Annotated in this window: 17 protein-coding genes; 6 read left to right on the top strand and 11 right to left on the bottom strand. The window is 52.0% G+C overall.

Annotated features, from left to right (window positions below; translation table 11 throughout):
* Positions 1 to 48 precede the first annotated feature (48 nt).
* Positions 49 to 1,830: an IlvD/Edd family dehydratase gene (locus IMCC3135_RS07225; protein ID WP_088916998.1), complete on the top strand. Its 1,782-nt coding sequence runs from the start codon at positions 49 to 51 to the stop codon at positions 1,828 to 1,830.
* A gap of 65 nt (positions 1,831 to 1,895) precedes the next feature.
* Positions 1,896 to 2,735: a fumarylacetoacetate hydrolase family protein gene (locus IMCC3135_RS07230; protein WP_088916999.1), complete on the top strand. Its 840-nt coding sequence runs from the start codon at positions 1,896 to 1,898 to the stop codon at positions 2,733 to 2,735.
* A gap of 133 nt (positions 2,736 to 2,868) precedes the next feature.
* Here the strand turns inward: IMCC3135_RS07230 and ovoA are convergent, their stop codons facing one another.
* Entirely contained in the window at positions 2,869 to 5,016 is a 2,148-nt protein-coding gene (gene ovoA, locus IMCC3135_RS07235; protein ID WP_236994756.1) for a 5-histidylcysteine sulfoxide synthase, read from the bottom strand.
* Positions 5,017 to 5,416: 400 nt separating this feature from the next.
* Here ovoA and IMCC3135_RS07240 point away from each other — a divergent pair, with 400 nt between their 5' ends.
* Both IMCC3135_RS07240 and IMCC3135_RS07245 read left to right on the top strand, forming a co-directional pair.
* Positions 5,417 to 10,453, top strand: a complete 5,037-nt coding sequence (locus IMCC3135_RS07240; RefSeq protein ID WP_088917000.1) for a diguanylate cyclase domain-containing protein — start codon at positions 5,417 to 5,419, stop codon at positions 10,451 to 10,453.
* Between the two features lie 107 nt (positions 10,454 to 10,560).
* Positions 10,561 to 11,976 carry a mechanosensitive ion channel domain-containing protein gene (locus IMCC3135_RS07245; RefSeq protein ID WP_088917001.1) on the top strand — a complete coding sequence of 472 codons (1,416 nt, stop codon included), beginning with the start codon at positions 10,561 to 10,563 and terminating at the stop codon, positions 11,974 to 11,976.
* 90 nt (positions 11,977 to 12,066) lie between these two features.
* Here the strand turns inward: IMCC3135_RS07245 and IMCC3135_RS07250 are convergent, their stop codons facing one another.
* From IMCC3135_RS07250 to IMCC3135_RS07295, 10 genes are all read right to left on the bottom strand, one after another.
* Positions 12,067 to 12,303 carry an RNA recognition motif domain-containing protein gene (locus tag IMCC3135_RS07250; RefSeq protein WP_088917002.1) on the bottom strand — a complete coding sequence of 79 codons (237 nt, stop codon included), beginning with the start codon at positions 12,301 to 12,303 and terminating at the stop codon, positions 12,067 to 12,069.
* A 127-nt stretch (positions 12,304 to 12,430) separates the two neighbouring features.
* Entirely contained in the window at positions 12,431 to 13,336 is a 906-nt protein-coding gene (locus IMCC3135_RS07255) for a DMT family transporter (RefSeq protein WP_205737948.1), read from the bottom strand.
* 116 nt (positions 13,337 to 13,452) lie between these two features.
* Positions 13,453 to 13,917 (bottom strand): 2OG-Fe(II) oxygenase, encoded by a 465-nt coding sequence (locus tag IMCC3135_RS07260; RefSeq protein WP_205737949.1) that lies wholly within the window; start codon positions 13,915 to 13,917, stop codon positions 13,453 to 13,455.
* Positions 13,918 to 14,298: 381 nt separating this feature from the next.
* Complete coding sequence (locus tag IMCC3135_RS07265; protein ID WP_169727422.1) at positions 14,299 to 16,194, bottom strand: ATP-binding protein; 1,896 nt, start codon at positions 16,192 to 16,194, stop codon at positions 14,299 to 14,301.
* Positions 16,191 to 16,748: a putative pterin-binding protein gene (locus IMCC3135_RS07270; RefSeq protein WP_088917005.1), complete on the bottom strand. Its 558-nt coding sequence runs from the start codon at positions 16,746 to 16,748 to the stop codon at positions 16,191 to 16,193. Before IMCC3135_RS07270 ends, IMCC3135_RS07265 begins: the two co-directional genes overlap by 4 nt.
* Before the next feature lie 135 nt (positions 16,749 to 16,883).
* Positions 16,884 to 17,384: a globin family protein gene (locus tag IMCC3135_RS07275; RefSeq protein WP_088917006.1), complete on the bottom strand. Its 501-nt coding sequence runs from the start codon at positions 17,382 to 17,384 to the stop codon at positions 16,884 to 16,886.
* 240 nt (positions 17,385 to 17,624) lie between these two features.
* Positions 17,625 to 18,377: an iron ABC transporter ATP-binding protein gene (locus tag IMCC3135_RS07280; protein ID WP_088917007.1), complete on the bottom strand. Its 753-nt coding sequence runs from the start codon at positions 18,375 to 18,377 to the stop codon at positions 17,625 to 17,627.
* Entirely contained in the window at positions 18,374 to 19,351 is a 978-nt protein-coding gene (locus IMCC3135_RS07285) for an iron chelate uptake ABC transporter family permease subunit (protein ID WP_205737950.1), read from the bottom strand. Before IMCC3135_RS07285 ends, IMCC3135_RS07280 begins: the two co-directional genes overlap by 4 nt.
* Positions 19,348 to 20,334, bottom strand: a complete 987-nt coding sequence (locus tag IMCC3135_RS07290; protein ID WP_088917008.1) for an ABC transporter permease — start codon at positions 20,332 to 20,334, stop codon at positions 19,348 to 19,350. Before IMCC3135_RS07290 ends, IMCC3135_RS07285 begins: the two co-directional genes overlap by 4 nt.
* A 48-nt stretch (positions 20,335 to 20,382) precedes the next feature.
* Positions 20,383 to 21,297 carry a siderophore ABC transporter substrate-binding protein gene (locus IMCC3135_RS07295; RefSeq protein ID WP_205737951.1) on the bottom strand — a complete coding sequence of 305 codons (915 nt, stop codon included), beginning with the start codon at positions 21,295 to 21,297 and terminating at the stop codon, positions 20,383 to 20,385.
* Positions 21,298 to 21,493: 196 nt separating this feature from the next.
* Between IMCC3135_RS07295 and IMCC3135_RS07300 the strand changes: the two genes are divergently transcribed.
* Entirely contained in the window at positions 21,494 to 23,626 is a 2,133-nt protein-coding gene (locus IMCC3135_RS07300) for a TonB-dependent receptor domain-containing protein (RefSeq protein ID WP_088921726.1), read from the top strand.
* A 268-nt stretch (positions 23,627 to 23,894) separates the two neighbouring features.
* Positions 23,895 to 25,397, top strand: a complete 1,503-nt coding sequence (locus IMCC3135_RS07305) for an FG-GAP repeat domain-containing protein (protein ID WP_088917009.1) — start codon at positions 23,895 to 23,897, stop codon at positions 25,395 to 25,397.
* Positions 25,398 to 25,400 lie beyond the last annotated feature (3 nt).

Below are 25,400 nucleotides of genomic sequence, written 5' to 3' on the forward strand. Positions count from 1 at the left end.
CAGTGCTTCAGAATTTAATTGAAACTTGAGAGTAACCGAGAATACCTGATGAAACTTCGTTCCCAGAAATGGTTCTCCAATCCCGATAACCCGGCAATGACGGCTCTCTATCTTGAGCGCTACCTCAATTACGGGTTGACACGGGAGGAGCTTCAGTCCGGTAAGCCCATGATCGGTATTGCACAGACTGGCAGCGACCTGTCGCCGTGCAATCGGCATCATATTGAACTTGCCAAGCGAGTACGCGAAGGTATTGTGGCTGCGGGCGGTATCTGTTTCGAATTTCCGGTTCATCCCATACAGGAAACAGGCAAACGTCCTACGGCGTCCCTGGATCGGAATCTGGCCTATCTGGGGCTGGTTGAAATGCTGTATGGCTATCCACTGGATGGTGTTGTTCTGACAATTGGTTGTGACAAGACAACTCCGGCACTCTTGATGGCAGCTGCCACGGTCAATATACCGGCCATTGCTCTGTCGGTTGGACCCATGCTTAATGGCTGGGAAGGTGAAGAACGCTCTGGTTCCGGTACGGTTATCTGGAAGTCGCGTCTGAAGCTGGCAGTTGGCGAGATCGATAATGAAGAATTCATGCGGCTTGCTGCAGACTCCGCACCATCGGTCGGTTATTGCAACTCGATGGGGACTGCAAGCACCATGAATAATCTGGCAGAAGCGCTGGGCATGCAGTTGCCGGGCTCGGGCGCCATTCCGGCACCTTATCGCGAGCGCGGGCAGATTTCCTACCTTACTGGCAAGCGTATCGTTGACATGGTGCACGAGGATCTAAAACCATCGGACATCATGACGCGAGGCGCTTTCGAGAATGCCGTTGTCGTGAATTCGGCGATTGGAGGTTCAACCAATGCACCTATTCATCTGAACGCGGTTGCTGCTCATATGGGAGTTGCACTGGATAACGATGATTGGGAAAACATCGGACACGATGTACCGTTGATCGTTGACATGCAACCGTCGGGCAAATACCTGGGCGAGGACTTTCATCGTGCCGGTGGGGTGGCCGCTGTTATCAGCAGCTTGCTGGAAGCAGGAAAACTGCCATCGCCAGATGCTGTGACTGCAACAGGGAAAACAGTGCTGGAAGAATATACCGGTATTCCGGTTACCAACGAGAAGGTGATTCGCAAGCTAGACGCACCCATGAAAGATTCGGCGGGTTTTCTCAATATGAAGGGCAACCTGTGGGACAGTGCCATCATGAAAACCTCGGTAATTTCAGAGGGTTTTCGAAAGTTCTATTTATCCAATCCTGATGATCCGGAAGCCTTTGAAGGTCGAGCCATGGTGTTCGATGGTCCTGAGCATTACCATGAAATGATTGATGATCCTTCGCTGGAGATGGATGAGAACTGCATCCTGGTGATGCGAGGCGCAGGCCCTATTGGTTATCCGGGTGGCGCTGAAGTGGTCAACATGCAACCTCCGGCCTATCTGATCGAACGCGGTATCACCGAGCTACCCTGTATCGGAGATGGCCGTCAGTCGGGCACTTCAGGTTCTCCTTCCATTCTCAATGTAGCGCCTGAGGCGGCAGTGCAGGGCGGGCTTGCCATCTTGAAAATGGGCGATCCGCTGCGCGTGGATCTGCGCAAACGCCGGGTTGACCTGTTGGTCACTGACGAGGAAATGCAGGCTCGTCATGCTGAACTGGCGCAGAACGGAGGCTATGGGTATCCAGCTGATCAGACGCCATGGCAACAGATCCAACGCTCCCTGGTCAGTCAGTTCGACAAGGGAATGGTGTTGAAAAACGGTCCGGAGTATCAGCGCGTTGCGCAGACTAAAGGTATACCGCGCGACAATCACTAAGTGTGTGAGGCGTTAACTGGTATCATTGTGGTACGACTAAACTAAGGCATCAAGGAGCCAATTCAATGAAGTTTGTCAGGTATGGGGTAAGAGGGCAGGAGAAGCCAGGTCTGGTGGATCCGGAAGGCAATATTCGTAGTCTTGAAGGTCAGTGCGATGACATCGCTGGCGATGTCTTGTCCGATCTGGGCAAATTCAAGGATATCGACTGGAAGACTTTGCCGCTTGTTGAAGGCAGTACGCGTCTGGGTGCTTGTGTAGGGCAAACAGGCAAGTTCATCTGCATCGGCTTGAACTATGCTGATCACGCTGCCGAAAGTGGACTGGATGTGCCGAGTGAGCCTGTTGTTTTCATGAAGGCAACCAGTGCCATTTGCGGACCCAATGATCCCATCATCATTCCTCGCGGATCAGAGAAGACAGATTGGGAAGTCGAGCTGGGTGTGATTATCGGCAAGAGCGCAAAATACGTCGATGAAAGTGATGCACTGAATTACGTTGCTGGTTACTGCGTGATCAACGACGTGTCTGAGCGAGCGTTCCAGATCGAGCGTGAAGGCCAGTGGACCAAGGGAAAATCTTGCGACAACTTCGGTCAGACTGGACCGTACCTGGTGAGCACGGATGAAGTCAGTGATCCTCAGAATCTGTCCATGTGGCTTGAAGTGAATGGTGAGCGTGTACAGAACGGTTCTACGCGTACCATGGTCTATGGCGTTGCGCATCTGGTGAGCTACCTCAGCCAGTTCATGACGCTGCATCCGGGAGATATTATCTCCACCGGAACACCTCCGGGTGTCGGGTTGGGATTCAAGCCGCCTCGTTATCTGAAGGCGGGTGATGTAGTTGAGTTGGGTATCGAAAATCTGGGCCAGCAGAAGCAGACCTGCGAGAACGACAAGTAGTACGGGTCTGGAGGCATCGGTGCTCCCGGGAAGCTATATTCCGGGAACATCGATGCTGTTTCAGTTGCCCTGACAGGCAGATAACGATTTGACTAAAGGCAGAAGGGCGGAATCCCGCCGGTAAGCTGGTTTTTCAAAGAGTCTGAATTTTTTCCCAAACGGTCAGTTGCGCCAGTGAATGCTGGTACTTGCGCCGCGTTTCACGAATCACGAAAGGCACATCTGTCTCTTGCCCCAGTTGTCGAAACTCCGGCGCCAGAGCGTCGCGCAATCCATCAAGTGTTGAGTAGTTTTCGCCTGTTTGTGCCTTGAATCCACCCAACCACTTTTCCTTTTCGGTGAATTCTTCCAGCCAGGTATACGGTGATGTGATCACCAGCAATCCACCTTGACGGATACGTGCCTTTATCTGTTCCAGAAACAGAGAAGGGTCGTAGAGTCGGTCGATCAGATTGCCAGCAAAAACCATATCGTAGTCAGCGAACTTATCAGGCAGGTTGCAAGCATCCCCCTGCATGAAGCTGACCTTGTCTTTGATCTCCTTGTAACCCAGTTCGTCAAGAGTGACTTCCTTGTAGGTGACCAGATCTCCTTCGTCCTGCAGCGCGAAGCGTTGAATACCACTGGACTGCAATGCCGTGGGAGCCTGAATGAGTCTTGCAGAGAAATCCAGCGCGTCTACATGATCGAAGTGTCTTGCGAGTTCAAAGCTTGATCGTCCGGTTGCACAGCCGATATCCAGAGCTCTTTGTGTCTTGCGGTTTTCCAGATGTCGAGATGCTTCGGCGATACAGCTAACCGGAAAGTTGGGCACGCCAAAGTAGCTGTCCCCATAATGGAACTCGATGTACTGGGCCACCATGTCATCCTTTTCGTAAACGTTCATCCTGGTCTCCGGAAGCGGGTCGGCCTGTATGTAGCGAAACCCTGAGTGTTGATAGAAATGTCGACGAAAAGCATAGCGTGCATCCTTGATTGCGTAATTGCCGGTTGATGCCCAGCAACCTCCCTTGAAGATATTGTGCTTGCCATCGAAGGTGGGTGTCGAGAAATCATCATAGGCGGGGTGGACTTCAAACCCTTCTAAAGCATCGACGGGAGTCTCGCTCCATTGCCATACATTGCCGATGATATCGTGGAAGCCGCCAGGAAATTGATGACGATTAACAGGACAGGAGGAGGCGTAGTATTCCAGGTTGATATTGCCTGGTGCGCTGTCCCAGTAGGGTTGGTCTGTATCGACGATGTTACGTAGTGCATGCCACTCTGATTCAGTGGGCATTCGGATGTGCAGGCCTGTCTGCTCCGACTTCCAGTTGCAGAAAGCCTTGGCTTCCAGATAGGCAACATCCACGGGCCAATCCCAGGGCATATCGATCACTTCGAGCATGGTTCGATACTGGTAGCTTTCGCCATCGGGTACCCAGAAAACCGGGTGGGTGGCCTTGCGATAACTGATCCAGCCCCAGCCTTCATCAGTCCAGTAACGCCGTGTTGCGTAACCGTCTGCCTGCATGAATTCAAAAAATTCCTGATTGGAAACCAGAAACTTTCCTGCTTTGAAATCGGCGACCTCTGTCGTTTGCGTTCCGTACTCGACATCCCAGCCATACAAGGGATCCTGGCGGGATTTTCCAATACTGATTGCACCGCCAGCCACCGGTAGCAGTGAGTTCTCAGGTGCCTGATTACTGGTCGTACAAATGGTGCTCCACAGAGAATGGGGCTTTACCATCGCCAGCGGTAATTCACGGATGAGTACGGTAGATGTCTCCAGATGAATACGCTCGTGCTCAATGCCCATCATGATCATCCACAAGGGCTCATCCCAGCCGACAGGCAGCTGCACATCACACGTTCTGATGAAACGGTCGATGATAGTGCGTGTCTTGTCGCGATAGGCTTTGACCTGCTCCGAGGTGGGCCAGGGATAGTTTTTGTCATTGAGATCATCCCATGACATTTCATCCACTCCGATGGCCAGAGAGGACTCCAGTGCCGGGTCGACACGTTCGTCTATCAGTTTGGCAACGTTCAGTTTGTTGATATAGAAAACGGCTGTATGACCAAAGTAGAAAATCAGCGGATGGCGCAGTGGACTGGCTTTTGTGGTGAACGCATTCTCATTGGCCAGGCAATCGAAGAGACTTTCATACAGATCGAAGCTCTTGTGAAAGTACTGAAGAATTTCACTGCGCTTTTGCTCGGCCTCACCCTCATTCAGTACCGTTGTCCGAGTGACGATATTTTCGGGCATGGCAGACAGTTCATTCGAAGTCATGGGACGTTGCTTGCTCTGAGTTGACAGACCTGCATGCGTATGGGGACTGATACGAGGTGATCAGGTCCCATGCGGCAGTTGCGCTGCATGTTCGGATTGAGTTGATACGCCGGCCGGCCGAGGGATCACCAAAGCCCGGCAGGAGCGTGCGACATAGTTGAGATTCTAGTTACGGGAAAAGTTCATTGATGGATCTGAGTACGGGGTGTCCAGACCAGCAAGGGGCTCGCTAAAAACGGATTCTCTGATCTGTGAGGTTGAACACGTTGAGTGGGTTATGACTCAATGCGAGTTAACCTTTTCGTCCTGCTTGCCGAAAAATTGTGTAGAGCTCGTTTGGTTGACATGTCTTCCGTCTGAGACCCTTTTACTTTAAGCCGACAGGAACGGATTCTTCAGTATGGCCCCAACGCCTTTCAACACAGTTCACGACTACAGCAATGAGTCATTGAACATCGATGACGAAGTGTTGTATCGCAGCTCGCAGACTGTGGTCGTACGACGACAGCTGGGCGAAGGACGTTCACAAGTGGTCAAATGGGCCTTTGGAGCGGGGGCTGTAGCGCGGCTGCAACGTGAAAATACCTGCCTTGTTCTGTTGGAAGGTATTGATGGCGTCATGCAGCTGGGCGAAAGTCCTCAAGAACAGGATTCGCTGTATCTAGAGGATAACCACGGTATTGAGTTGAGCGAGTGGCTGGCTCGCTCCGAAATAACCCTGGGGCGGAAAATCCAGGTAGCACTGCGGCTGGCGCGCATAGTGGCCCGGGTGCACCATAATGGCGTACTGCACAGAGATATAAATCCGAGAAATATTCTTGTTGGCGACCCGGATGATCGTGTTGTTCTGATCGATTTCGATCTGGGTTGTCTGGCCTCTGAGGCGGTGTCGCAAGGGACAGCTTCACGTGAACTGGTCGGTACTCTGGCGTATCTTGCGCCCGAGCAGTCGGGTCGTACCGGCTCCACTCTGGACCAGCGATCTGATCTTTACGCAGTAGGTGCGACCTTCTATGAGATTTTCTGTGCTCGGCCACCGTTCGTGGAAACAGATGCATTACGGTTGATACACAGCCATTTGGCACAAGTGCCAACACCCCCCCATACGATAGACTCACAGTTGCCTGTGGCCCTGTCGCGCATTGTCATGCGCCTGTTGGAGAAAGAGCCGGAAAGCCGTTACCAGAGTGCAGATGGTCTGGCTTCGGACCTGCAGCGTCTGGCAGATGCCCCGAACAGTACCCGTGCGGAAGACTTCATTCTGGGAAATCATGATTTTGGTTTGAGAATCAATCCGCCTGCCAAACCTGTCGGACGCAGCGCTGATCTGGCAAGAACGTTTGAGGTGTTCCAGGGGGCCATGGCAGGCGAGGGGAGCGTACTTCTGATCTCCGGGGTTCCGGGGGTTGGCAAAACGGCCGTGGTGGAAGGACTGCGAGCTGAGGTGGAGGCACGCAACGGGTATTACGTCAGAGGCAAGTTCGACCAGTTTCGACGGGATATGGACACAGATGCCGTACTGAGCGCATTCATATCTCTTGGTCGGCAACTATTGGCCGAACCGGAAGCCGAGTTGCAGGCGTTACGCCAGCAACTGCGAGAAGCTCTTGGACCAAACATGCATCTGATGGTTGATCTCAATCCGGAATTCGCAACGCTCTTTCAAATTGAAAGCAGGCAGGCAAGTCACATGGATCCGCTGGTTGAAGGTCGACGATTGATTCAGGGCTCTCTGGATATGCTCAGAACAATCTGTGCCGCAGGTCGTCCAGTGGTCATGGTGCTTGATGAATTGCAATGGGGGACGTCCGCGCCAATCAGTTTTCTGGATAACCTGGTAACGGCTGAACCCATAGCCGGATTGCTTCTGATTGGCACTTACCGGGATAACGAGGATGAGCCGACTGATCACCTGGCTATTCATCAGGCTCAATGGCATCGGAACAAGGTGGCACCGCAGCAGATCCATCTCGAGAACCTACAAGACGAAGATCTAGCCCTTTTTCTGTCCCAGATGCTGAACCTTCCAACGGATACCGCCACTGAGTTGGCCGAGGTTCTGGCTCCCTACACACTGGGTAATCCGTTCGACACAGTCGAGTTCATCAATATACTTTACACACAGAAGTTGTTGGTACATGACGAAGGATGGCACTGGGATATAGAGACAATTCGCGAAGCGGCGAGAAACAGTGAGGTCCGGGGACTTGTAGAGGCGAGCCTGAAGCGATTGCCCTCAGGCACGGTTCGGTTGTTAAGGCTTATGGCTTACCTGGGTGGAGAGGTCGAGCGGGATCTGTTATTACTGGCCTCTGCCGAGTCAGAATCGGGTCTTGAGTTGAGGTTGCAGCCAGCCCTGGATGCGGGTCTGGTGCTGCAAGGTAGTGGGCGTGAATGCTCGCTCAGGTTTCTTCATGCTCGTGTCCAGCAGGCGAGCCTGGGTGAGAGAAAGACTGATACAAAACGTCGGCTGCATCTTCTGTTGGCACGCAGGCTTTCGTTATCCGATTCGTATTCCACACTGGCGGCTGAGCATTACCTGATCGCCAGCTCACTGATCAATACAGTCGAAGAAAAGGTGCATGCAGCCACATTGTTCCATCAGGCTGCAAGCAATCTGCTATTGATCAACCCGGTGTTGGTGGAACGCCTGCTGGATGGTGGTATTACATTACTGGATGACCGCATCGGTGAGCGACAACTTGATTGCGACTTGAAATTCGAGTTGATGTGCACTCAGCACACGGTTTTGTACAGTATGGGAAGGTTGGATGATGCGGATAGTGTCTACCAGCGAATCGTTGAGATCAGGGTGGCCACGCTGAAGATTGTCGATGTCAGTTGTGTGCAGATTTCCAGCCTGACCAATAGAGGCCGAGCTGTTGAAGCTGTTGAGCTGGGTCTTTCATTAATGAAAACACTGGGCGTCATTGTTCCTGATCAGCAAGCTTTGACAGAAATGGTCCAGATTACCTTGAAAGGCTTTGATGTGTGGATTGATCACCCGCAACGCAAAACAGATTTTGATCGAGCTGAGATTACGGATCCAGCGCTCATTGCTGTGTCTCGTGTCATCATGAGGCTCATGACACCGGCTTTCTTCTCCGCACCGGATTTGATGGCGTGGCTCTGTATTGAAAGTCGCCGTATATGGAGTGAGCATGGCCCCTGCGGTGCATTGGTTGGACCTCTGGCGCATTGTGCTCCAGCGTTGATTGGTCCCGATAACGCTTATGTTATCGGACATCGCGTAATAGAGCATGTCCTTGAAGTAGCCAAAATACGTGAATTCGACGTCGATGTCGCACGAGCGCATTATCTGTATGCATTGTCGTCAGGACACTGGTTTGACTCATTGACGAGTAATGCAGACCTGGCGCGACGGACTCATGAATCGCTGGTGCAAAGAGGGGATTATCAGAATGCCTGCTTCTGCCATATAGCCATGCTGAGTAGTGCCATGGACAGCTCGCCCTCATTGGATGAGCACGCCGATGAGATTGCTGCCTCGTCAGCGTTTGCGCTCCGAACGTGCAATGATTTTGCCGCCGCTATATTCACGCAACATGATTGCTGGGCAGAGGTACTTCGGGGTAAGCAGCCTGTACTGCAAGGTTCTGAGTTGGAAGAATATGTGCGCTTGGAAGCATGCAGGATAGAAGGTTTTCCGATTGCCGTTATCTATCTGTATCTGTTACAGGCTCATCTGGCACTGATGTTCAATCTGCCGGAACAGCTTGCCAGATATTCAGCTGTCGCCATGAATTTCCTACCTCATATAGCAAGCTCTCATACCAGTGTGCTGGGCTATCTGTTGCGCGCTTGCGCTCTGGCCAGAGAGGGTGCTGCACAGGCACATGAGGATGATCCGCAGTTCAGAGAGTTCGCACTGTGTCGTCAATGGATCTGCAATCGGGCTGCTGATGCACCTGATAATTTCGAACATCTGCTCCACCTGGTGGATGCTGAAGCTGCGTGGAAGGGTGAGGATTATCAGGCAGCAGCGCTGGCATTTGACAAGGCACGGCAAATGGCTTCGACGCAGCCCCGAGCCTGGCAGCAGGCATTCATTGCCGAGCGTTCAGCACAGTTTCAGCATGCTTATGGGGTGACTGGTCTCAGTCGTGATCTACTTGCTGAAGCACACGAAAGATATCTTCTCTGGGGAGCCCGCCAGAAGGTATTGCAGTTGGAAGAGTCACACCCCTGGCTGGGTGATAAAGAATCTGCCAGCGCCCGCACATTGTTGAAACCAGAGCTGTTGTCGGCGCAGACTATTTCGACCCGATCGGGCAATAATATTGGCACGTCTGTAGATGCGATTGATTTGCTGGGTATTCTCAAAGCGTCCCAGGCACTGAGTTCCGAGACCAGCCTGGATCCTCTGAAAACAAGAATTACCGAAATTCTTGAAGCCTTGAGTGGGGCAACGTCAGTGTCGATCATTCTGTGGCATGAGGATGAACAGGCGTGGCGTCTGTTGCCACGGGCAGGGTCTGAAGGCGAGAAATCCCTGTCGGTAGAGGAGGCGGGTGAACGCAACTTGCTGCCACTGAGTGCCTTTCGCTATTTTGAACGTACGCGTGAGATGTTAGTGGTGGACGATGCTATCTGCGATGACAGGTTCTCGCGAGATCCCTATATGAGAGGCCTGCAGCATTGCTCTCTGATGGTGATGCCATTGTTCAGCAACGGCACCGTGCGTGCGGTGCTGATGCTGGAGAACAATCTGAGTAGTAGTGCATTTGTTGCTGACCGGCTGGAGGCTGTCAACCTGGTAGCGGGTCAGCTGACGGTATCGTTGGACAATGCCTTGTTGTACGCCTCGCTGGAGCGCAAGGTGACTGAGAGAACAGAGGCGCTGGCTGAAGCCAATGACAGGCTTGAATCTCTGAGTATTACCGATAGCCTGACAGGGATTGCCAACCGTCGCAGATTTGATCAGGTACTGGAAACGGAATGCCTGCGAGCGCAGGCCAAGGGTAGCTCGATTGGTCTGGCACTCATCGACATCGATGAATTCAAGCGCTACAACGATAACTATGGTCATCTGTATGGCGATGATGCGCTGCGCGAGGTGGCGAATGCACTGAGTGGGGCTGCACGGAGCGATGAGGATCTCGTCGCTCGCTATGGTGGCGAGGAATTTGTGGTGGTGCTACCGGACACTGACATGCGCGGTATAGCGCGTGTGGCCGAACGCATGCGTGCTGCGGTTGAAAAGCTACAAGTGCTGCACGAATACAGTGGTCATGGTTTTCTTTCCATCAGCGCGGGTGTGACCGCCTTCGTACCGTCTGTGGGATTGAATATAGAGGCTGAAATCGACCTTGCTGATAAAGCCTTGTACCTGGCTAAAAGCCGAGGCAGGAATCGCATCGTAGCCAGTGACGACGATTCGGATTCGGATAACCAGCCCGTTCGAAAAGCGTCCTAGAATGCTATTCCTCTGATTCAAGAGAGGCGAGCAAAAAACTCAACGGTACGATTGGCCGTGAAGATATTGCTATTCTGCGCATTGACTCTGTAAAGGCTCTTGAGTGCATGACAGCCAGAATGCTTCTCCGAATGGTATTTATCGTGACCTTGCTGGTCACACCTGTATTTGCTGTTGCAGATGTCCTCAACGACTTGCTGGGCTCGGAATCTGCAACTACTCAAAACACCGTGCAGGAAAAGATCGAACTGGAAAGTGATGCCCGCTCAGATAATGAAATCAGCAAGCGTCTGGTAGGTATTTTTACAGAGCTGGATACGCTTGAGAGCGTGAATGTCGCTGTTGTCAACGGTATCGTTACGCTTAGTGGCACTGTCCCTACAGCTCGCGGAAGCGAACGTGCAACCAGGATTGCCGGTCAGGTTAAAGGCGTTATCGAGGTGGTTGATACGCTGACTGTTGATACCAATGTAAGCCGACGGGTTGATTCGATCCTGGATCGTTTGCAATTGTCTGCTCTGTCGTTCATTGCCGCATTACCCATTTTCCTGCTCTCACTCGTGTTGATGGCCATCTTCTGGTGGGCAGGGCGCAGAGTAGGGCAGCATCGACGTGTGTTCAATGCGGTGGCCCCCAACGGGTTCATTGCCGATCTACTTGCAACTCTGGTACGCATCATTGTGACACTGGCAGGCCTGGTGCTTGCCCTGTCATTACTGGATGCCACCTCTGTGCTCGGTTCAGTGCTCGGGGCTGCGGGAATTGTAGGTCTGGCAGTCGGTTTTGCAGTGAGGGACACCGTTGAGAATTTCATAGCCAGTATTCTGCTTAGTCTCAGAGCCCCGTTTCTGGTTCGCGACTATGTGCAGATAGGTGAACATGAAGGCTCGGTTGCACGTCTTACCTCCCGAGCCACCATACTCATTTCACGTGACGGTAATCATGTGAGGGTGCCCAATGCCATTGTCTATAAATCGATAATCATCAATTTCACGCGTCAGCCTGATAGACGATTTGAGTTCGTTGTCGGTATCGATACCGATCTGGATCTGAATGCTGCTCAGAAAACTGCCGTAGAGGCTGTCTACGCGATTGAGGGTGTGTTGCCCCATCCTCCCGTGATTGCTCTGGTTACAGAACTGGGCGATTCCAGTGTCACTCTTACCATTGGCGGCTGGATCGACCAGACCAGAAGCGATCTGATGAAAGTTAGAAGTGAAGCTATACGTCAAGTGAAACAAGCGTTTGATGATGCCGGCATAGTGATGCCTGAACCGATTTATCAATTACGTTTTCGTGGTTTGGATGCTCAAACGATGGCGTCACAGCTCAGCAGTGGTGACAGTAGGCTGCTTGAAAGCCTTCGAAAAGACAAACCGCCATTGATTCGAGGTAGTGCGAATGCTGCTGGGAGTGAGAGTGGCGATACCGCTGTGGACGAATCCATTCGTCAGAGCATCGATCGTGAATTATCGGCTTCCGGATCACAAAACCTGCTCAATGGCAGCGTCAAGACTGAATGACATCAATGTCGTTGTCATACGCAAATGAGCGTTCAGGGCTATCGCCGCTGACAAGTTCCGGCCAGCGCACGAATGAGTAGCCCCGGGGTTCTATTCGGCCTTTTTCACACGAATGGACAGACCGGAGACCTCTTGCCCATTGAGTTGCTTCACGGCTGCCTTTGCCTCGCCGGGAATGGGCATTTCGATAAATCCGAAGCCTTTTGAAGTGCCGGATTTCTGGTCCAGAACCAGTGTGCAGGACTGGATTTTTCCGAACGGTTCAAACAGAGCTTTGAGGTCTTCCTCGCTCAGGTCGCGATCCAGATTACGGACTAGCAGTTTCATGGGGGACAGTTATCAGTAGTGTATCTGTCAGTGTATCCGATCTGTTTAGCTCAAGTGATGAAACTCTGCGCAGTTCTGTGCAGAGTGTCAGGTACGGCACAACAAGGGCACGTGAGAGCTTGTTGTTTCACGACTCTGCAGTCGCTTTGATCTGGTCACGCTTCAAGGTGTAGATGCCCGCCGAGACGATGATGGCCGTGCCGATCCAGGTCCATTGGTCGGGTAATTGATCGAACACCAGGTAGCCGTAAAGTGTTCCCCAGATAATGAGAGAGTAATGGATGGGGGCAACGGCTGCGGCTTCAGACACTTCCAGAGACTTGACCACCATAACTTCCCCGACACCAGCAAACAGGCCCATGGCTATCAATGCCAGCCATTGGAGTCCGGTTTCTGGCGATTGCCAGAAAAAGGGCAAGGCGACCGATGCGATGCAGCTGGCGGTGAGGGCGGTATAGCTCACAGTCGTGATGGTCTTGTCGGTGTCGGCCAGCAAGCGGCCGAGCACCTGTCTGGTGGCATAGCAGGCAGCGGCGACAACAACCAGTAGAACAGCAGGGTGGACTGCCCCTGTTCCTGGTCGAACAATGACAAGGGCACCGATAAAGCCGACGCAGACGGCTAACCAGCGACGGATGCCCACTTTTTCCCCGAGCAGTAACGCGGCAAGAATCGTCAGGAAGAAGGGGGCGACAAAGCTGGCAGCCACAGCATTAGCCAGCGCAACATGTCGCACAGCAAAAATGAAGAACAGGCTGGAGCCAACAACCAGCACTCCTCGAGTGATCTGCAGACCTCGTCGCCTGGTGATCAGAATCGAAGGTCCGTGAAGGCCCAGCATGAATAGCACCCCCAGTAGCAGTGCAAGTTGCCTGAACCAGAATATCTGGATGGGGTGAAATGACTGGGTAAGAAATTTTGCCAGTACGTCTGCCGTGGCAAACAGGAACATGCCAGCCAGCATCAGCTGGATGCCATGCTGGCTATTTGTCTGCCTTATCGGGTGGAGGGAGGTAGTGGCCTCTGTGGACATGGAAACAATCGTGCTCCAGTGCGGGTGTGAGCGTGCAGTGTAACTCTGACCATCTCACAATCCGAGCCGGTATGTGGAATTATTCTACCTGCACCAGCAGGCACTAACCCGCACCATCAGGAGGGAGGGTCAATGAGTCCACCGTGGCTTTGATTGAGGTGGAACCAGCCTGCGATGGAGCGCCTGTCTTTGTTGGTCACTAAAACTTCGTGTTCGATATCTTCACTCAGAAACATGACCAGTGTGCCGAACTGCGGGTGAATGACCAGCCGTTCCTCTGGTGACGTGCCGGTATAGAGGACCAGCTCCCCTGCATCACCTGCCTGCCACTCAGGGTTGAGATAGACAATTAATGAAAGAACACGGTTGGCATCACCATGGAATGCGTCTTGATGTCGGCCGTAGAAGCAACCAGGCCCATAGTGAGCATAATGGCTTTCGAATGAAAACAATCCGAGAAACAGATGAGCGTTGAGGTAGCTCTGCAACTCTGCAATCCAGGCTATCCAGGCAATTCCAGCGACCGTGCTGTCATTTATCCATGAAATCTGATCATTGCGAATGTCGGTTTGCAGCGACAATTTCGATCTGCGGCCGATACTGGCAGGGCGGAATTCTTTGGAGGGTGTTGCTATTGCCTGATTCAACAGGCAGTGGGAGAGAAGGTGTGGTAATGCGTTGAGGTGGACAGAGTAGCCATGTTCACGAAGGTTGTTTGATATAGATTCCAGTAGCGATAGATTATCGAGGCTGGTTGCGGTAGTGATAGGGGCTGCGTCTATTAGATGTCCAGGTTGGGGCGGCAATGGAGATGTCCATTCGCCACTTATAGCACGTTAACAGAGCCATGAATTCTAAACTAATGGCCTGACGGCCCCCCACGCAAGTGCAGGCAAACGCTATGGAAACAGCAACGTTAGTCTTTGCCGCCGTCGCTTACTCTGGTTTGTTTGCCGATAAGGTCATGGACTGGTTTCGAATTCGCTGCGTAAAGTCTGAGAAAGCGTTGCAAGGGATATGGGTTTCATCAGCTTTGTGAGTTCGTCATTGGCACAATCCGCCTGGTTTTCCATTCCTTTGGGATAACCTGACATGAAGACAATTTTCAAATCAGGATTCAACTTCAAGACAAGCTTTGCCAGTTCCGGGCCTTGCAGGCTTCCAGGCATGACGACATCGGTTAATAGCAGATCTATGCTGATATCTGATTTGATGAGTTGATAGGCACCGTAACCACTAGAGGCTTCGATGGTTTCATAACCCAGTAACTGCAGTTGCGAGACAACCGTATTGCGTACGGCATCTGAATCCTCTGCAACCAGAATTCGTCGTGTGCTCCCAAACGATACATGGACAACCGGACGATACGTGATGTCAATCGCTTCACCATCAGAGCTGACAGGGAATATCAGCCTCACGGAGGTACCCATACCCAGCTTGCTTCTGATCTGTATGCTGCCGTTGGACTGTTGTACAAATCCGTAGGCCATGGAAAGCCCAAGCCCCGATCCTTTTGATTCAGGCTTAGTAGTGAAAAAAGGTTCAATCGCCTGTTCGAGTACCTCCTCACTCATGCCTGTACCACTATCGGTTATGGATATACGGACGTAGTGACCAGAGAGTAACAGTCGATCATCTTCTACTGAGAGGTCATTCTCCTGGTAGAAGTTATCGGTTTCAATACTGATGAAACCGCCACCTTGCAGGGCGTCGCGAGCATTGATGAGCAGATTGAGCAGAACGTTTTCCAGTAATGATCTATCGACGGACACTGATCTGAGGTCATTGGACAGATGCAATTGCAACGTATTTTTTTCCGAAATAGTCTGCAGAAAAAGACCTTCAAGGTCGGTAACGATCCGGTTCAGATTGACAACTTCAGGCTTGAGCGGAGAACGCCGGCCAAAAGCCAATAGTTTTCGCGTCAGCTGGCTACCCATGATCGTTGCGGATAGGGCGTTATCCAGGTATTTGCTGGCTTTTGGGGCGCGATCGCTACTCATCAGGAGTTCGATATTACCCATGATGACGGCTAGCAAGTTATTGAAGTCATGGGCAACACCTGCGGTTATCCTGCCGACCGCTTCCATCTTCTGCACTCGATGCATTTGCTGGTCGCGCTCGGCCAAGGATTTTTCAGCACGTTGTCGTTCTGCTATCTCTCGTTTGAGTTCGTTGTTGCTGTTCTGAAGATCCAGTGTTCGAATGCGTATCTTTGCTTCCAGCTCTTCACTGAAGCGTGTTTTTTCTCGCAAGCTGTACCAGAATCGACCCAGAGCCAGAGCACAGAGAATCAATGTCGATGCCAGCATCAAGGTACCCACACGAAGACTGTGCGCAAGACTCTCATCAATTTGCAGATACTTTGAAAACTGGTGCTGACGAGTGATGTTGCTTAATTGAGATAGTGGCGAATGCATTTCCTTGAACTGATCCCTGATCGCCATGGCGTTTGCGGTGTCACCAGTCTGTAGCGCAAAGAAAGCTTCTTCCAGGCTTAGTAGTTTGACTTTCTGGGCTTCAAGTAGTTGGTGAAACCGTACATCTGCCAGAGTGAATTCGGTCAGAAATGCCGACTCATAGTGTGTGTACCTGGAAAGCAGAACGTCGTATCGTATCTGCATTTCTTCCGGGCTCGAGTACCCCAGAGCGAACTCGTTGAGAGATGAGATGAGCACAGCCAGGTCAAACTCTGCCCTGACTGCGTAGGAGGGCAGATCGTCATTGAAAATATTCTGGGAAGAGGCTAGTTCCTTGTTCAGACCGAACAGCATCACGATCGCGCCAGTAGCCAGAATGGCCGCAGCGATCAATAAGCCGGAGTCAAGGGTCCTCCATGCCCCCCTCTTCAGGTTCATGGAAGAATCGTCAGTGACTTGAGCTGCCAGATGGACCGAGAGTAATACTGTGGACGACGCAAGTCTGAAACGTCCGTCCATGGATAGATTATCCAGACAGGACCATTGTCACGTATCGTGATAGGTTCGCCGTTCTTGCGCGTGGCAAGTATCACATCGTATTCAAAGAAATCTTCGATAGGTATGTCTACGATGTAGTCATCAAGCGCCCTTGCCTGGACCGATTTGCCAGTTGCGTCGATTTTTGCAAATAGATTTCTTGCCAGAACACCTTCAAATTCAACCAGCCCTTTTGTCCATGGGGTCTCTGTGATTATTTTTGTGAGGCCCGATGCTTCAAGCATGGTTCGGTCAAAGCTGACAGTATTTTGTTGCGATGGATCTTTTTGGGCCGCTGTGCCGGGCTCCTTGGACGCGTTGATTGCACCTGAAACTGTCAGGATGACTTTACCTGGCGGTGGCGTCTCCAGATCCTGAGCGTGGGAACTGAGTGAGGACAACGTCAGAAATATAAAAGCACCAGCAAAAGTATTGATGATTCGAAGTAATTTCATAGTGATCCAGAGTTAAGGTAGCAATGCCAATAAAATGGCAGGCGTGTGCGGGCTTGGCTGCCCGACTTATAGGCAGCGCTATCTAGCTGATCGCAAATTGTATCTTAACAATGTCGGGAAGAAATACTGGAGCAGTCAACGCAGACTGACGGGAAGCACTGCATGGGCTTTGCCCAGAATGCGCTTCAACCATGGCAACTTCCCGATACTGGCAGAGTCAGGTAACTTGTTGTAGTTGGCACCTTCAATCATGATGCTGCTCAGTGTCGCGTAAGTGTTTGCCCATGCTTCTCGTGTAGGGGCATCAAAGGCTTTTCCCAGCCCCTCTTTCATCGTCCAGAACAGGCAGTTGGCGAATTTCTCATAGTCCTCCTCGTTGACGCCATAGCTGCGGTGCGCACGTCCGGCCTGCTTGAGAGGCTCGATAGATGATTCCATGTTCTCCAGAGAGTCAACGGCTTTATCCAGCATCTGCATGAGCTTTTCACCTTGCACCTTCATGTCGCCTTTGAACATGGGAGCCAATTCCGGATAAACGGAGAATAATCGTTGGTAGAACAGTTCAGCAGCCGTGTCGCGAATGGGTGAAAGTTTTTTCCACGACTCTCTGACAAGATGGTGCTGATGGGGGAGCATGGTCAGTTATTCTCACTGATGTGTGAATTGGAATCGCTCGGTGCAGGCTACAAACGAGGCAGAGTTATCAAGAGCTGATACCTGCCAAATTCTGCGAACAGGAACCCTGAAAGTAAGATAAAAGAGGGGCGCTGTCGTGGGCTAATTTTGCAGCACGGTGCTGCATAGAGTGCAGTGCACCAACAAAGGGGGGTGTGGCGAAAGCCCCTGTGGGTGATTATCAACACATCCTCCAATGGATCAATACGTCAATGCAAGTAATGACCCTTCGACAGTCACCATTCTGATGTCTGTTTCATAGAGCGCAGACAGTACTTCAGAGTTGAGCACGGCTGCCGTATCTCCTGCCATGAAAATTTCACCGTTCTTCATCGCCACGATATAGTCAGCGTGACGTGCCGCATGGTTCAGGTCGTGGAGTACCAGTGCGAAGGTGCGACCCTTGTCGACGTGCAGGCGAATCAGCTGCATCAGTTGGCGTGCATGACGAATATCCAGATTGTTCAGAGGCTCATCGAGCAACACCATGTCGGTGGCCTGAGCAAAGTTCATCGCTAACAGGGCTCTTTGCCTCTGACCTCCTGACAAGGTTTCGAGAAAGCGATCGGACAGACTGCTCAGGTCGAAATCTGCCAGTGCCTGTTCGATGATGACATCGTCGGCTTTGCTGCCACGCCCCTTGTTGTGCGGATATCGGCCGAATGCGACCAGCTCACGCACACGCAAACGAGAGCCGATACTGCTGTGTTGGCGCAGCACCGATAAGTGCCTGGCAAGTTCGTCGAAGGCATAGTCATTGAGCAGACGACCTGCCAGTTCGACCTCGCCTCTGTCCTGTTTTTGCAGTCGTGACAGCGTATGTAGCAGGCTGGATTTACCTGCGCCATTAGGACCGATCAAGGCCGTTATCTTGCCCGGTGGAAGTTCAACTGAGATATCTCTGAGAATCTGGTGCTTGTCCAGGCTCAGATCGATTGCACGGGTTTTGATCATGGCCGTTTTACCAGAAGCAGATAGAGAAACAGGAGTCCACCCAGTAGTTCGATAACGACGCTGATGGTGATCTGCATATGCAGCAGGCGTTCTAGAATCAGTTGCCCGCCGAGCAGGATCAGAATGCCCACCAGAATGGTCAGAGGAATCAGTATGGCGTGGCTGTGGCGTGGACTGATTGCGTAGACCAGACTGCTGATGAGCAATCCGAGAAAGACAACAGGGCCTACCAGCGCTGTGGCTGTGGCGACCAGAACAGCGATCAGTGTCAGAATCTGGAAAGCAGTCTTGTCATGCTCGACGCCCAGTCCAATAGCCAGGTCGCGCCCTAGTGCCATGATATCGAGTTTGCGCCGTAACAGCCAGGTCAGCCACAACGAGACAATCACAGCCAAGCCTGCATAGCCCAGTAGCGATTCATTGATATTGCCAAACCGGGCGAAGCTGGCTGATTGCACCACGGCGTAATCATTGGGTGCCAGAATGCGGGACATGAAACCAGACAGTGAGCGAAATAGCACACCGACAATGATGCCGGTGAGAATCAGGCGTGAAAAATCGGACTGTCCGCGTTTCAGCAAAGTGCTGAACAAAGCCACCGCCAACAGAGACATGATGGCCAGTTCGGCCATGAATTTAGCTGATGGCGGCAGAGTGACGTAGTGACTGCTGCCAAGAAAGAAGACGACACTGGTCTGAATGAGAACGTACAGAGAGTCGAATCCCATTAGGGAGGGAGTGAGTATGCGATTGCCGCTGAGTGTCTGGAACAGCAGTGTCGATACACCGATGGCTGAAGCCGTTATCAGTAAACCCAGCAGGGTAGGCAGCCTGAATGCCATGATGAACACTGTGTTGCCATCAGCTCCCTGGAACAAGTAGAGGCAGGATACCAACAAGACCATCAGGCTCAGTACCGCCAGCAGCCATGCAGTGTGTCTGCGCTCTCTACCTCGATTGTTTGAAAGATTCATGCCTGTCGGGCTGCGGGTCGGCTATACAAAAGCCACAGGGTGACGACGGCTCCAACAACACCAAAGACGGTACCTACCGGAATTTCGTAAGGGGCTATGAGCAGCCTGCCCAGCATGTCACTCAACAGAGTCAGCATGGCACCGAGCCATGCTACCAGGGGGAGCGAATATCGAAGGTTGTCGCCCCGCAGACGGCTCACGATATTGGGCACAACCAGGCCGATGAACGGGATGATGCCGACAGTGACAATAGTGACAGCGGTAACGACCGATACCACCAACAGGCCCAATGCCATGATGGTGCGGTAGTCCAGGCCCAGGTTGCGCGCCTGATCGCGTCCCAGGCTGGCAATCGTGAACTGGTCAGCCACGAAATAGGTAAATACGGCGAGAATACCGGCGATCCACAATAGTCCATAGCGGCCGCGCATCATTCCGGAGAATTCGCCTGTCATCCAGATATCCAGTAATTGAAGCAGGTCCGCCTGCCATGCCAGCCAGGTGGCGATGGCACCGATGACCCCTCCATAGACAATGCCGACCAGAGGTACCAGATAGGTTTCCTGTACCGGTAGTTTTCTGATCATCAGCAAGAACAACAGCGTTCCCAGTAGTGCGCCGATACTGGCTGCAATCATCTTTGTCACGATGGAGCTTGCGGGGAACAGTAGCGTTATCAGTACGATTCCCAGGACCGCAGATTGTCCGCTACCGGCGGTTGACGGTTCAACAAAACGGTTCTGCACCAATACCTGCAAGACTTGACCAGCAATAGCCAGTGAGACACCAGTCAATAATACTGCCAGGGTTCGTGGTAGTCGGCTGACGCTCAACAACCAGAGTGCTTCAGGGTCGGTAAACAGTTCGCTGGGGCGCATGTCGATGACGCCGATAAAGAGACTGGCAATCACACAGATTGCCAGCGCGCCGATGGCCAGTCCCGGCTGCGGGGAGAGCCGGAAAAGTGTCGTTCGCTTGTTCATGCAGGGTAACAAGACTCGGATCTGGATTCAGCGAAGTAGAAATACTGTTTAGTTGGCAATCGTGAAAGCGCTACTGATTTGATTCAGTGTGCGTATTTGTGCTTGTATGCCACCACCCGCGATGTAGAGATCGGCACTGTTCAGGTAGACAAGGCGTTTGTTCTGCCAGGCTTGTGTCTCGTGAATCAACTCATTGTCCAGTGTTTGCCGGGCACTATCGCCCTCTTGGCCAATGGCCGCAGTTCTGTCGATGATCAGCAGCCAGTCCGGATCGTATTGCAGTACGAATTCAAAAGAGACGGCGTCGCCATGGCCGGCGATGGCAACATCATCAACGGCAGCCTCCAGGCCCAGTTCCGAGTAAATCCATCCGAAGCGTGAGCCGGGACCGAAGGCCGAGATCTTCGGGCCATTGGTCATCAGTATCAGAGCTTTACCCTTGCCGGCAACCGCTGAACGAGCCTTGTCCACTGCTACATCCAGTTGTGCGACCAGCTCATCGGCTTTTTCGGACTTGTTGAACAGTTCGCCGTATTGCAGTGTGCGTTCTCGTGTCTGTATCAGTAGATCATTACCATCGATGCTCATGTCGATGGCTGGAGCCAGTTTGGAGACGGTGTCGAGGGTGCCGGCTGAACGACCACCGACGATGACAAGATCGGGTTGCAAGGCTGACAGTGCCTGATAGTCGGGGTCAAAGAGACTGCCCACTTTCGTTGCGGAGCTTTGCACCTCATCCAGATAATCGACAAACAGCTTGTCGACAGTCCCAGCGATGGGGACTCCCAGAGCATGGAGAGTATCTACAGCGGGGATGTCAAATACCGCAAGTGTGGTTGGATGATCTGTCACTGTGACCACACCTCTGGCCGTCTCGATATCAACAGCTGATGCTGTCAGTGGAGTGATGGCCGCGCTCAGGATCAGCGCGATGCCAGCGGTGGAATGTAGAAGCTTCATCATTGAGTTCCGAGGTTGAAAACCGGCTGTCGCATTTGATAAATCAGACAGGCATCGGTGGGAGAGCACTTTGTGATTGATTTTGCAAATTACCTGTGTATCATAATACAAATGCTAACAATTCGCATTATCATTAGTGTTTGTTGCAATTCAATTCAGATTGCTGCCTGTGGGCATGCAATGGCTCATAGGGAAATCAATGACTGTTCCAGCTAAACCGCCAGTACTCTTGTCGCGGACTTTGTTTGCGGTGCTGCCTTTAGTGCTATCCATGCAACAGGTGTACGCCCAGCAGCTGGAAGGTGAGGAGGAGCCATTAGTGCTGGGTCCGATGGTTGTCTGGGGGACTCAGGTTCAATCCTCATCTGTAAAGTTGGGCAGCGAGGGCATTGGCATCAAGCAGGCGGATCACATCAGTGATTTGCTGCGTTCTGTACCTGGTGTGGATGTGGGGGGCGCACATTCCCTGAACCAGCGCATCACTATCCGGAGTATGGACGACAAGGATTTGCGTATCAGCATTGATGGCGCTAACCAGAACACCTATATGTATCACCATTTGGGAAATCTTCAGATACACGCCGATATTCTGGAATCTGTCGATATCGACGTCGGCAATAACAGCGTAGTCAATGGTGGTCTGGGAGGTTCTGTACGCTTCAGGACAAAATCAGCCGAGCAGCTACTAGAGGAAGGGCAGCGTGCAGGTGGCCGTGTGCAACTAGGTTATGGCGACAACTCAGGGACAAGCTTTGCCTTGACGGGTTACGGTCAATTAACAGAGGCCGTGGATGTCATTGCCTACTACAACGGCGTCAACCGAGATAATTACGAAGTTGGTGGTGGTGAAATCAAGGACTTCAGCGGTAATACCATCGAAGGTACTGACGGAACCGTGCGCGGTCTGGAGGGAGATCTGCAGGATGTACTACTGAAGTTTGGCTGGGATATCAATGATAACCATCGCCTCAGTTTTGGTGTTGAAAATTATGTGGATGAGGGCGATTACAGTTACCGCCCAGATATGGGGCTCGCTACCGACCTTGCCATTACAGAGAGTCTGGGAGTTCCCCTGCTGTGGCCAACCGAGCTCAGCCGCAATACCGTAACCCTGAACTATGAGGGAGAATCCAGACGAGGTGGCAGCATCAATGCAAGTCTGTTCCGCAATGACAGCACACTGCAGCGAGACGAGAGTGGCTGGGCGCAGAATGCCGATTTTGCGGACTCTGCCGGACAGATAGAAGGGGAAGCTGCGAATACGGGAGTGAATGTTATTGTCCGCAAGGATCTGGGGCAGCATGGCTTTAGCTACGGCGCCGAGGTTACGCAGTACGAAACAGATTTCTCAGCAGACTATCAAAACGGTAGTCAGGAAAAATCTTCAGAAGAAATAATCGACTCGGCCATTTTTGTACAGGATCGTATCCGTCTGAATGAGCGTTTCTCACTGACTCCTGGAGTTCGTTACAACGTTCAGAAGAATGACACGGTAGTCACGGACGATACTTTCGATGAAGTGACGGCCGCATTAGCCGCTGATTTCGAACTGACTCCCACGGTGCATTTGCGAGCCAGTACCACCCAGTTGTTCAAGGGGCCGGAAATTGGCGAAGTATTCACTGGTGCCGGGCTCTACGATTCTGTCAACGCCGATATTCGTCAGGAGACAGGACTTAATACCGAGCTGTCACTGGCTTATGCCAATGCGGTGCTTGGAGCTGATGAATTCAGCGCCGGGTTTACGCTGTTCAATACACAACTTGATGATTATATCTACGACTATGCACCCATTGCTGAAGCCGATGGTGGCGGTAGCTGGAAAGACAATGTCGGTGATATGAACGTTCAAGGTATCGAGGCCTACCTGGGCTATGAAATTGGTCAGTTAGAAGCACTGTTCAGCTATTCGATCGCGGATAGTGAGCTGGATGCTGACAGCGAATATCTGGTACTCGACAAGGCACGACTCGATCGCAAACAGGGAGATACATTTGCTATCGCACTGGATTATCATCTGGCGAAATCTCGCCTGGCATTGCATTGGGATGCTCAGGTGGTGAAATCGCTGGGCAGCGGTGTTGATCTGGATGGCGCTACCGAGAACAATGCCAAGGACGGATTTGCAGTCCACAATATATCTGCCAAATGGCATCCGACTGTCCTCAAGGGATTATCCATAACCGTCGGCATCGACAATCTGTTCGATGAATACTACGCTTCGCAATCATCACGTACAGGTCTGAGTCTGCATCCACGATTCGGAGAGCTCTACTTGCAGGATTATGAGCCGGGCCGTAATTTCAAATTGACAGCTGACTACACGTTCTAGCCTGAGGCCGAGATGCCTTTCCAATCGAGCGCCTGCGTGCGGGGGAGTAGAGAAGTAGAGCAGAGAAGAGTGGGGCGACTATTCATGTGTCGATGGTAGTTTCGGTCATGTGAAAACTATTTCAAATGTTTGTAAAAATACCTCGTTCTGCCTCTTGACAGCAACTTCGCAGAAGCCGATAAAGCGCACTTGAATCACACTGATTCTTCACTTGTCGAGCCGGAAAAATAACCTGCCGCTCTGCATTACTCTACGATCAAACAGTAGCATGATGAACCTTACGAACTTCCGTTATTCCCTGATCCTGCTGGCTATCCTGGCTGGCTGCAGCAGTTCGGATTCGACCCCGAACACAGTGCCTGACAATACGGGCGATACGGATACGCCGCTGATCCCCGGTGATATTGATGGTGATAGCGATGGCGATGTTGAAGCACCGGAGGTGCCCACAGCATCCCAGATCATTTATCTGGATAACGAAGCTGTGTCTCTACCCACTGGCGGTCTCTTTCTGGTATCCGAATATATCGGTGACCTGAATAATGACGGCAAGGGCGATATTCTGGCTGATACCTCCACCTTCATACTCGGATCTGAAAATTCTGAGCAAGATGTCTTTGCATCCAACGAGCGTATTTCCACAGCACTCGAGCTGTTTAGTGCAACAGTCCTTGACTTCAATGGCAACGGGGTCGCGGATATTCTGCTGCCGAACTATGAGGGAAACTTGCCACAATCCCGATTTGGTGGTTTTGACCTGGTACTGGACCGCTCCGATCTGAGTACACCCATTGTCTTCGACGGTACCAACGGTGGTCGTATCAAGGGCGTTGAGCCGGGTCAGGAAAACATGAGTTTCACCTCAGTCGGTGATGTCAATGGTGATGGTCGCGATGACCTGGCTGGATACCTCGGTGGCTCCTTGACTCAGGCAGGCGCAGCTATGGTTGTGCTCTACGGTGCGAACGGATTGCCGGAAGCGGAGAACGATGTCACTGTCTTCAGTGGTAGTGCGGTCGATCGTCTGGTACCTGCAAACAACGTGCGTTTCGAGGGTGGGCGGGTCACCTATGTACTGCCACTTGGAGATATCAACCAGGACGGGCTGGACGACTTCGCGTTGCGTTATTCCTACCCACAAGGTGCTGATGTTGAAGGCGATCGATCCTTTGACATGCTGATTGTCTATGGAGCTACTGATGGTATTGTTTCGGTGGAAGCTTTCGATGCTGAGACCTCAACCAGTGCTGGCACACGTTTCGCCGACTCGTTGATTCAGGAAACTGCGGGTGATTTCAATGCCGATGGCGTGACCGATCTTGTTATCGCATCAGAAACGATCGAGGGTAATCGTACCGTGTATAGCGAAGGTGTGTTGCTGGGCCAGGATTGGCAGTCTCAGTCGAGCTTTAGTGCTGCTGAACTGGCAGAGCACACCATCACCTTCACGGGATATGGTGCTGACTTTGGTTCCATCAAATTACATTCCGCAGGAGACTTCAATGGCGATGGCTTTGATGACCTGCTGGTAGAGGATGCAGCGCGAATGATCTTGATACCGGCAGGGATTGTCGGATCAGTAAACATTATTGACCTGAATGATCTGCCTGCAGGTTCTGTGGAATTCAGAGCCAGTTCTGAGACCGATGCTGTCTACACCTACGAGTATCTGGATAGCCAGGCCGATGTTAATGGCGACGGATTTGATGACTTACTGGTTTACAGTCAGTCTGCCGGTGTAAGGGTACTTTTTGGGAAGGCTCAGTTCTGAGAA

This window comes from Granulosicoccus antarcticus IMCC3135 (assembly GCF_002215215.1).
GTDB classification, from domain to species: Bacteria; Pseudomonadota; Gammaproteobacteria; order Granulosicoccales; family Granulosicoccaceae; genus Granulosicoccus; species Granulosicoccus antarcticus.